The 7739-nt window shown below is 60.0% G+C and carries 11 protein-coding genes; 7 read left to right on the top strand and 4 right to left on the bottom strand.

The genetic code is table 11. The annotated features are described in order from the left end of the window. The first annotated feature begins 88 nt into the window (after window positions 1–88). Both VK804_RS07710 and VK804_RS07705 read left to right on the top strand, forming a co-directional pair. Window positions 89–640 carry an inner membrane-spanning protein YciB gene (locus VK804_RS07710; RefSeq protein ID WP_325369541.1) on the top strand — a complete coding sequence of 184 codons (552 nt, stop codon included), beginning with the start codon at window positions 89–91 and terminating at the stop codon, window positions 638–640. 103 nt (window positions 641–743) lie between these two features. Then, entirely contained in the window at window positions 744–1040 is a 297-nt protein-coding gene (locus VK804_RS07705; protein ID WP_325369539.1) for a hypothetical protein, read from the top strand. A 136-nt stretch (window positions 1041–1176) separates the two neighbouring features. Here VK804_RS07705 and VK804_RS07700 read toward each other — a convergent pair whose 3' ends face one another. Beyond that, window positions 1177–2829, bottom strand: a complete 1653-nt coding sequence (locus VK804_RS07700) for a fumarate hydratase (RefSeq protein ID WP_325369537.1) — start codon at window positions 2827–2829, stop codon at window positions 1177–1179. A gap of 227 nt (window positions 2830–3056) precedes the next feature. On the opposite strand from VK804_RS07700, the gene VK804_RS07695 reads away from it, so the two are divergent. Further along, complete coding sequence (locus VK804_RS07695; protein WP_325369535.1) at window positions 3057–4418, top strand: TIR domain-containing protein; 1362 nt, start codon at window positions 3057–3059, stop codon at window positions 4416–4418. An 86-nt stretch (window positions 4419–4504) separates the two neighbouring features. On the opposite strand, the gene VK804_RS32965 is transcribed toward VK804_RS07695, so the two are convergent. Further along, window positions 4505–4714 (bottom strand): type II toxin-antitoxin system RelE/ParE family toxin, encoded by a 210-nt coding sequence (locus VK804_RS32965; protein WP_414642733.1) that lies wholly within the window; start codon window positions 4712–4714, stop codon window positions 4505–4507. Beyond that, window positions 4711–4905 carry a hypothetical protein gene (locus VK804_RS07690; protein WP_325369533.1) on the bottom strand — a complete coding sequence of 65 codons (195 nt, stop codon included), beginning with the start codon at window positions 4903–4905 and terminating at the stop codon, window positions 4711–4713. Before VK804_RS07690 ends, VK804_RS32965 begins: the two co-directional genes overlap by 4 nt. Window positions 4906–5101: 196 nt before the next feature. On the opposite strand from VK804_RS07690, the gene VK804_RS07685 reads away from it, so the two are divergent. The 4 genes from VK804_RS07685 (at window position 5102) to VK804_RS07670 (ending at window position 6943) form a co-directional block, all read left to right on the top strand. Continuing rightward, window positions 5102–5434 (top strand): Kazal-type serine protease inhibitor, encoded by a 333-nt coding sequence (locus VK804_RS07685; RefSeq protein WP_325369531.1) that lies wholly within the window; start codon window positions 5102–5104, stop codon window positions 5432–5434. A gap of 120 nt (window positions 5435–5554) precedes the next feature. Further along, complete coding sequence (locus VK804_RS07680; protein ID WP_325369545.1) at window positions 5555–6019, top strand: hypothetical protein; 465 nt, start codon at window positions 5555–5557, stop codon at window positions 6017–6019. Window positions 6020–6215: 196 nt separating this feature from the next. Then, window positions 6216–6398, top strand: a complete 183-nt coding sequence (locus VK804_RS07675; RefSeq protein ID WP_325369529.1) for a hypothetical protein — start codon at window positions 6216–6218, stop codon at window positions 6396–6398. Between the two features lie 185 nt (window positions 6399–6583). Continuing rightward, on the top strand, window positions 6584–6943 hold the full coding sequence (locus VK804_RS07670) for a GFA family protein (RefSeq protein WP_325369527.1): 360 nt from the start codon (window positions 6584–6586) through the stop codon (window positions 6941–6943). A 114-nt stretch (window positions 6944–7057) separates the two neighbouring features. Here VK804_RS07670 and VK804_RS07665 read toward each other — a convergent pair whose 3' ends face one another. Beyond that, window positions 7058–7735 (bottom strand): glutathione S-transferase, encoded by a 678-nt coding sequence (locus tag VK804_RS07665; protein WP_325369543.1) that lies wholly within the window; start codon window positions 7733–7735, stop codon window positions 7058–7060. Window positions 7736–7739 lie beyond the last annotated feature (4 nt).

Below are 7739 nucleotides of genomic sequence, written 5' to 3'. Positions count from 1 at the left end.
TCGCCGTATGAAACTGGGATTGCCGCCGCCCAACGCCTTGCCGAAAGCCCGCTGACCAGCCCCTGAACGAGACCTTGGAGGAAAGCCGATGAAGGACGTATTCGCCCGCTTCGCCCACGACTTCTTCTCGACCATTGTCTTCCTCGTCATCTATCTCGCCACCGACAACATCGTGCTGGCGACCTCGGTCGCGATCGCCGGCGCCATTGCGCAGGTGGTCTATAGCCGGATCAAAGGGCAGGAGATGGGCTTCATGACCTGGGCGAGCCTCGGTCTCGTGATCGTGCTCGGCGGCGCCACGATCCTGACCAATGATATCAGCTTCGTGCTGGCCAAGCCCGCCGTCGCCCATTTCGCGATCGGGGCGATCATGCTCAAGCGCGGCTGGATGCTGCGCTACATGCCGCCGATCGTGGCCGAGACCATTCCGGAATACGTCACCTTCGCCGGCTACGCCTGGGCGGCACTGATGTTTGTGCTGGGCGCAGGCACGATCGCGATCGCGCTCACTGGCGACCTCAAACTGTGGGCGATCTATGTGTCGGTGGTGCTGCTCGGGGCCAAGCTCGCCGCCTTCGCCGTGCAATATCTGGCGTTTCGCATCCTCGTCACCAGCCGGATCAGGGCCGCTCGCGCTTGATTGCCGCGGTTGCCTGCGCTGCAAGATGCGCTATACCGCGAGGCGGAGCCTGCTTTATCCCAGAACCATTCCGGTTTTGCGAACAAATTTGAGGAGAGCTGAAATGGCCGTGGACGGCAACTGGAACATCACCATGTCGACGCCGATGGGCGAGCGCAATGCGACGCTGTCGCTGACAAGCTCGGATGGCACGCTGACGGGCACGCAAGGCGCCGAGGGCAATACGGGCGAGATTTTTGACGGCACGGTATCCGGCGACGATGTCGCCTGGAAGATTTCCATCACCAACCCGATGCAGCTGACACTTGCCTTCACCGGCAAGGTCGCGGGCGACAGCATGTCCGGCGAAATGGGCATCGGCCCGATGGGCAGCTTTCCGTTCACGGGAATGAGGGCGTAATAATTTACTTGCGTCGTCCCGGCGAACGCCGGGACCCATACGCCGCGGCGATAGTTGTTTGCCTCGATAGTCGACGGCTTTCCCTCAACCATGACCGCCGGTGGTTATGGGTCCCGGCGTCCGCCGGGACGACGACCTACCCCAGATTCAATTCCTTGAAGAAATCATTGCCCTTGTCGTCGATGATGATGAAGGCCGGGAAATCCACCACCTCGATGCGCCAGATCGCTTCCATGCCGAGTTCGGGATATTCCACCACTTCGACCTTTTTGATGCAGTGCTCGGCAAGGTTCGCCGCCGCTCCCCCGATTGAGCCGAGATAGAAGCCGCCGTGCTTCTTGCAGGCCTCGCGCACGGCGGGCGCGCGGTTGCCCTTGGCCAGCATCACCATCGACCCACCGGCGGCCTGGAACTGGTCGACAAAGGAATCCATCCGTCCCGCCGTGGTGGGACCGAACGCGCCGGAGGCATAGCCTTCCGGCGTCTTGGCGGGGCCCGCGTAATAGATCGGATGGTTCTTGAAATAGTTCGGCAGCGGTTCGCCCTTCTCCAGCCGCTCGCGCAGTTTGGCGTGCGCGGAATCCCGCGCCACGATCATGGTGCCTGATAGCGACAGCCGCGTCTTGATCGGGTGCTTTGAGAGCGTCGAGAGAATTTCCTTCATCGGCTGGTTGAGGTCGATTTGCACCACCTCACCGCCGAGCGCCTGCTCGACCACAGGCAGATACTGCGCGGGGTTATGCTCGAGCTCCTCCAGATAAACGCCGTCCTTGGTGATCTTGCCGAGCACCTGGCGATCCGCCGAACAGGAGACCCCGAGCCCGATCGGCAGCGAGGCGCCGTGGCGCGGCAGCCGGATCACGCGGACGTCGTGGCAAAAATACTTGCCGCCGAACTGCGCGCCGACGCCGAGCGACTGCGTCATCTTGAGGATCTCCTGCTCCATCTCCAGATCGCGGAACGCGTTGCCGTCGGCCGAGCCGTGGGTCGGCAGCGCGTCGAGATAGCGCGCGGAAGCAAGCTTTACGGTTTTCATGCAGAGCTCGGCCGAGGTGCCGCCGATGACGATCGCCAGGTGATAGGGCGGGCATGCCGCGGTGCCGAGCGTCAGCACCTTCTCCTTCAGGAACGCCAGCAGCCGCTCCCTGGTCAGCACCGACGGCGTCGCCTGGAACAGAAAACTCTTGTTGGCGCTGCCGCCGCCCTTGGCCATGAACATGAATTTGTAGGCGTCATCGCCCTCGGCATAGATCTCGCACTGTGCCGGCATATTGTTGGCGGTGTTTTTTTCCTCGTACATCGACAGCGGCGCCACTTGCGAATAGCGCAGGTTGCGGCGCAGATAAGCATCGCGCGCGCCTTCCGAGAGCGCGGCCTCGTCGTCGCCATCGGTGATAACGCGAAAACCCTTCTTGCCCATGATGATCGCGGTGCCGGTGTCCTGGCACATCGGCAGCACGCCGCCGGCGGCGATATTGGCGTTCTTCAAAAAGTCGAAGGCGACGAACTTGTCGTTGTCGCTGGCCTCGGGATCGTCGAGGATCGCGCGCAACTGTTTCAGGTGCCCCGGCCGCAAATAATGATTGATGTCGCCGAAGGCCGCCTCCGACAGCGCCCGCAGCGCCTCGCGCGACACCACCAGCATGTCCTTGCCCAGCACTTTCTCGACCCGCACGCCCTCGGTCGTGATCTTCTTGTACGGCGCAGTGTCGGCGCCGAGCGGAAACAGCGGCGTGTGCTTGTACGGCGGGACGGGTTTTGGATCGGGAAAGGCGGTGGGGGCGTTCATGGAAGCTACCTATCTAACCAATGTTCTTCTTCCCCTACACGTGTTCTCTGTCTGTGCCTACTGAACTCCGTGGAATACCCCGAATCGGGCCGAGTTGGGCTGTTGACACCCCAATATATGGTAGATCAGCCTATAATTTGACGCCACGGAATGATTCGCGCATGGGCGGGGGTCTACATCCTTTAGGAATTCGGCTTAGACAGCTCAAAAGTCGGCGTGGTCTCTATATGGGTGATCATGCCGAAAAGTTGGCCTGCCTACCTTCAGACATCTCGAGGATCGAGCGAGGTGACGAAGACGCTTCTGAGGATTTTGTTTTAGATACCGTGGCTTGGCTGAAGGAGTTCTCAAAGGAGGATTTGCCCAAGCAGGAAGTTGACGAACTCCTCCGACTGGCGAAAGCTCCGAAGTATCAAACTGGGCCAATCAACGATGACATGGCGCCGGTGGCCCAACTCGGTTTTGAGTTTGACGCCGATAAGTATCAACAGCTTCAGCAACTTCGAAAGCGACTAACAAAATCCGAACCAGGAACCCGCTCGAAAGAGGACTTGAGGCGTATAGCTATCACGTTCTTGGAATGCTTCGACCTAAGGAACCGCCCTTTTGTGGATTTCCTTTATGTTTTGGAGCATCTCCTTTGTCTGGTGGATGCTGACTACTATCTTTTGGTGTATCCGACCGCAGGTGACGAGCCTCCCGCCTATTCGGAGGCTGAAGGCGATGTTGCGAAGCGGATCGTTCTTTCGGATCACGCTTACCTCGAACTAAAAAAGAGAGAACCTCAGCTAATATTTCTGGCTGCCCACGAACTGGCACATTGGTTGTTACATGGGAAAACTCTACATTATTCGAGGAAGTTGCAACCAGCAGAGATCGAAGCAAACTCACTCGCGGTTGAACTTCTATTGCCAAGAGCGGTTGTCCGCAGATGTAACACTGTCGGTCAACTTGCGATGACGCGCGGAGTCGACCGCGATTTGGCAAAAGACCGAATGAAAGAACTGAAGTTAGGCCCGTATCGCAAAGAGAAGCCGGCAAGCAACAAAGATACAACGAAGCAGAGAACGACCACAGGGCCCAAAACGCCACCGTTAATTTCCTTTATCAGCTACGCTTGGGAAGACGATAAACATCAGAAGTGGGTAACCAAGCTAGCCGAGGCGCTGCAAGCGAACGGAGTCTTCGTCAAATTTGATCGCTGGGATGTTAAGCCTGGCGTATCGCTGCCACAATTCATGCTGCAAGCGATCCGGAGCTCTTCATACGTGATTCTGATTTGCACGCCGGCGTTTGCTGAGAAAGCAGATGCGGCCCGGCAAGGAGTTGGATACGAGACATCGATTGTGACCGCAGAAATCTTCGATTCATACTACGCTAACACTTCTGATAATTCTAAATTTCTCCCGATACTGCGTAGCGGGAACTACAACGAAGCAATCCCTTCATTCCTGCGTGGCCGCGCGTACATTGACATGCGTGATGACATTGACTTTGACCTCAAGCTGGAGGAATTGCTCCGTCACATGTATAGCGCACCGGTCCAACCAAGACCTCCACTTGGCGAGAGACCTCATTTCGCTCGGTAACGGATGCCAATGGGTGGGCTGGCGGTTTTCCATCGCCGCAATGATCCAAGGGTTCTCGGTAGTAATAGCCCATCTAGCCGAATAATTCACCCAATGTGAGGCAGTCGCGGCAGCGGCCATTCGGACGTACCGGCATGGCGACCGGCGCGCGCCCTGAACGGAAACGAAATCAACAGTTCCGTAGTGCTGAAAAGTCGTTCAGTCACGATCCTCGCAGTGGCAGGGCTATCCCTGGAAATCCAATCGAAAATGTCGTCGAGATCGCAGGCCGCCGCCTCACGGACCACAACCCTCATTCGCCAAGACGGCATTGCAGCCGCTCTTTGAACTCCTCGAGCGTCAACCTGCGAGCGTCAGGATCGGCGACGCGCCGCCGGACTTCCTCGACCTGTTCGTCGGTCAGCTGATAGACGCTTTCGTCCTGCGATTCCATCAGCAACAACACCTTCGCGGCATCCTCCTGGCGCTCGCTCGGCCAGGTCAGCACACGGTCCAGGACAGCTTTTCCTGCTCTCTGCTCATGGGATCAGCATATCACGGAGCGGCGGAAATGCGAAGATGGGCAGGCAGCAACAACGGCGAACGTACCGCCACCTCCGGTACGGCAGCCATTGCGCATCGGCGAAGATCAACGTAACCTAAAGTTGTCTTTCCAAACACCAAACGTGACAGGGAGGCGACCCATGAAAACCAAATTCGTTATTTTGCTCGCAGCGGCGCTGGCGCTGATGTTGTCGGTCCCCACCGGCGCCAACGCCGTCGGTCTTGGCAAGACATGCGAGGGAATCGCGGGCCTGCGTTGCGACGCCGGTCTGTTCTGTGAACACAAACCCGGAGAGTGCGGGTGGTTCCACGGGGCCGACCAGAGCGGCAGGTGCGCGCGAATACCGAGATTCTGCTCGCAGATCACCAGTCCCAAGCTGGAGGTCTGCGGCTGCAACGGCCAAACCTACTTCAATGACTGCAAACGCCAGCAGGCAGAAGTTTCGCTGGCCCACAGGGGCAAGTGCCAATAGGGCCTTGGTCGGCTGGCTCTTCGGCGCAACACTCTCCCCGCCATCGCCCGGCGATCGGGGCCGGGCGCTTGCATGAATCCCCCGCGCAAGCTTCAATGGCGCGGGGGTGTTTCAATGACCATGAACCTGCTCGCCCGCTCGATCTTCGCCGCGCTTGCGCTATCGGCCATGCTCGCCGCGTCGCCGGCGCGCGCCGACCGCTGCGACGATCTCGCCACCCAGCTCAAAAGCCAGATCGACGGCGTCGCCGTCGGCAAGACCGCGGCCAACGTGATCTATCTGTCGCATCCGCTTGCCAAGCAAATCACGCTCGGCTGCGCCGGCCGCAACTATTCCAACCAGCTGTATGCCAAGGCCGACAGCCGCAAGCCGCAAGCCGCCTTCATCGATCTGGTCGCCAGCGCTACCGCCATCATCTTCACCCTGCCGAAAGACGACATGCTGAAAGGCGCCACCCGCTGCATCAAGCGGATGGGCCTGATCCACGGCGACGACGTCACCACCCGCTACCGCCGCCTCGACATGCGCTGCGTGCGGACAAAGACCGACGCGTCGATCACGATCTCGCGCGGCGTCGACGAATAGGCGACGGCACGAGCGGCAGGGCTTGCACCGGTCAAAGCCCGGTAAATCCCGCAATCGCCCTTTACGCGCAAATCGCAGTTACCCGTTCACCTTGGGGCAGCATCGGTCCCGATGCCGCGAAGTTTAGCGATTTCGTTCATGAGGCCTTCGCCTCCCCCCCGTCACAGTCGGGCAAAGCGAATGCGAGGATCTTTCCATGAGCAGTATTTCGAGCATTCCGGCATCGACCCCGGTGTCCCAGCCCGATTCCAGCGCGCCCAAGGCGCCGGACGTGCAGACCGACAGCGACGCCGACGCCGACCTCCTGGCCGCCTCCCAGCCGCCGGTTCTCGCCGCCCTGCCCCCTGGACAGGGAATGCGGATCGATCAGCTGTGTTGAGGGCGGAGGCAACCACAACTCGTCATACGCGGGCTTGACCCGCGTATCCATCAACCTTCATGAGAGCACTTTGCGAAGAAGATGGATTGCCGGGTCAAGCCCGGCAATGACGGTCAGCGCGCGGCCCGCCGCAAGTTTGCCGGAAAATGCCGCGATCCTGGTGATCCCTCGAATCGGGGAGACCGATGCCCGACACCAGGACCTTCACCGGCGGCTGCCATTGCGGCATGGTGCGCTTCGAATGCACCACCGATCTTGCCATGGTGACCGCCTGCAACTGCTCGATCTGCACCAAGAAGGGCCTGCACTTTGCGTTCCTGGCGCCAAAACTGTTTCAGCTGCGCGCCGGCGAGGACAATTTGCGGGAGTATTTGTTCAACAAGCAGGCGATCCGGCACCAGTCCTGTACCGACTGCGGCGTCGAAGTGTTCGCGCGCGGCAAGAAGCCTGATGGCACCGAAGTGGTGGCGCTGAACGTCAGCTGCATCGACGGCATCGACCTGGCAAAACTCGCGATGACCGCGATCGACGGGCGGAATAGGTGACCGCACCGCGGTCATTCGGGGGCGCGCCATAGCGCGAACCCGGAATCTCGAGATTCCCCGATGCGCAATTGCGCATCTGAGGTCTGGTCCTTCGGACCATCCCGGAATGACGAACTAACGATCCAATTCCTTGTAATGCCGGAAAATCCCGTCCTCGTTGAAGGGAATCCGCCGCTCGCTGGCGAGATAGGCCATGATATTCGGCCTCGCCGCAACGCGGTCGTGCAGTTCGACCAGCCCGGGAATGTTGCGCTCGAACGTCTTCATGCGCTTCGGGAAAGCGTAGCGCAGCCCCACCACGATCTGGAACAGCGACAGGTCGACATAGGTCAGCCTGCGGCCGGTGACATAGCCGCCGCCATTCGCCTGCAGCAGCCGCTCGAAATAGCCGAGATATTTCGGCACGCGTTCCTTCCAGAATTCGGCGCTGCGTTTTTTCGCGGCCGCGCGCTGGTCCTCGTAGTACAGCGACGGGCCGAGCGGATGGTGGGTGTCGTGGATTTCCAGCACGAAATCCGTAATCGTCAATTGCAATTGATGCACCCACAGTTTGCCGGCTTCCGCCTTCGGCGCCAGACCGTGACGCGAGCCGAGATAGAGCAGGATGTTGGCGGCCTGCCCGATCACGAGCTTGCCGGCTTTGAGGAACGGCGGCGCGAACGGCGGCGTGCCGCGCTCCGCCTCCATCATCTTCATCATCGTGGCCATGCCGCGTTCGCTGCGCGCGACGTCGGCATAGTCGGCGCCGGCCTCTTCCAGCGCGAGGCGGACATATTCGCCACGGCCCTGAATGCCC

This window comes from Bradyrhizobium sp. (assembly GCF_035484855.1).
Taxonomy (GTDB): domain Bacteria; phylum Pseudomonadota; class Alphaproteobacteria; order Rhizobiales; family Xanthobacteraceae; genus Bradyrhizobium.
Note: the sequence above shows the minus strand (reverse complement) of the source record. Positions and strands in the feature narration are given on the sequence as shown.

Bases quoted from the DNA above. Each gene is read 5' to 3' on its own strand.
- VK804_RS07710 (WP_325369541.1), top strand. From the start codon at position 89: ATGAAGGACGTATTCGCCCGCTTCGCCCACGACTTCTTCTCGACCATT.
- VK804_RS07705 (WP_325369539.1), top strand. From the start codon at position 744: ATGGCCGTGGACGGCAACTGGAACATCACCATGTCGACGCCGATGGGC.
- VK804_RS07700 (WP_325369537.1), bottom strand. From the start codon at position 2,829: ATGAACGCCCCCACCGCCTTTCCCGATCCAAAACCCGTCCCGCCGTAC.
- VK804_RS07695 (WP_325369535.1), top strand. From the start codon at position 3,057: ATGGGTGATCATGCCGAAAAGTTGGCCTGCCTACCTTCAGACATCTCG.
- VK804_RS32965 (WP_414642733.1), bottom strand. From the start codon at position 4,714: ATGAGGGTTGTGGTCCGTGAGGCGGCGGCCTGCGATCTCGACGACATT.
- VK804_RS07685 (WP_325369531.1), top strand. From the start codon at position 5,102: ATGAAAACCAAATTCGTTATTTTGCTCGCAGCGGCGCTGGCGCTGATG.
- VK804_RS07680 (WP_325369545.1), top strand. From the start codon at position 5,555: ATGAACCTGCTCGCCCGCTCGATCTTCGCCGCGCTTGCGCTATCGGCC.
- VK804_RS07675 (WP_325369529.1), top strand. From the start codon at position 6,216: ATGAGCAGTATTTCGAGCATTCCGGCATCGACCCCGGTGTCCCAGCCC.
- VK804_RS07670 (WP_325369527.1), top strand. From the start codon at position 6,584: ATGCCCGACACCAGGACCTTCACCGGCGGCTGCCATTGCGGCATGGTG.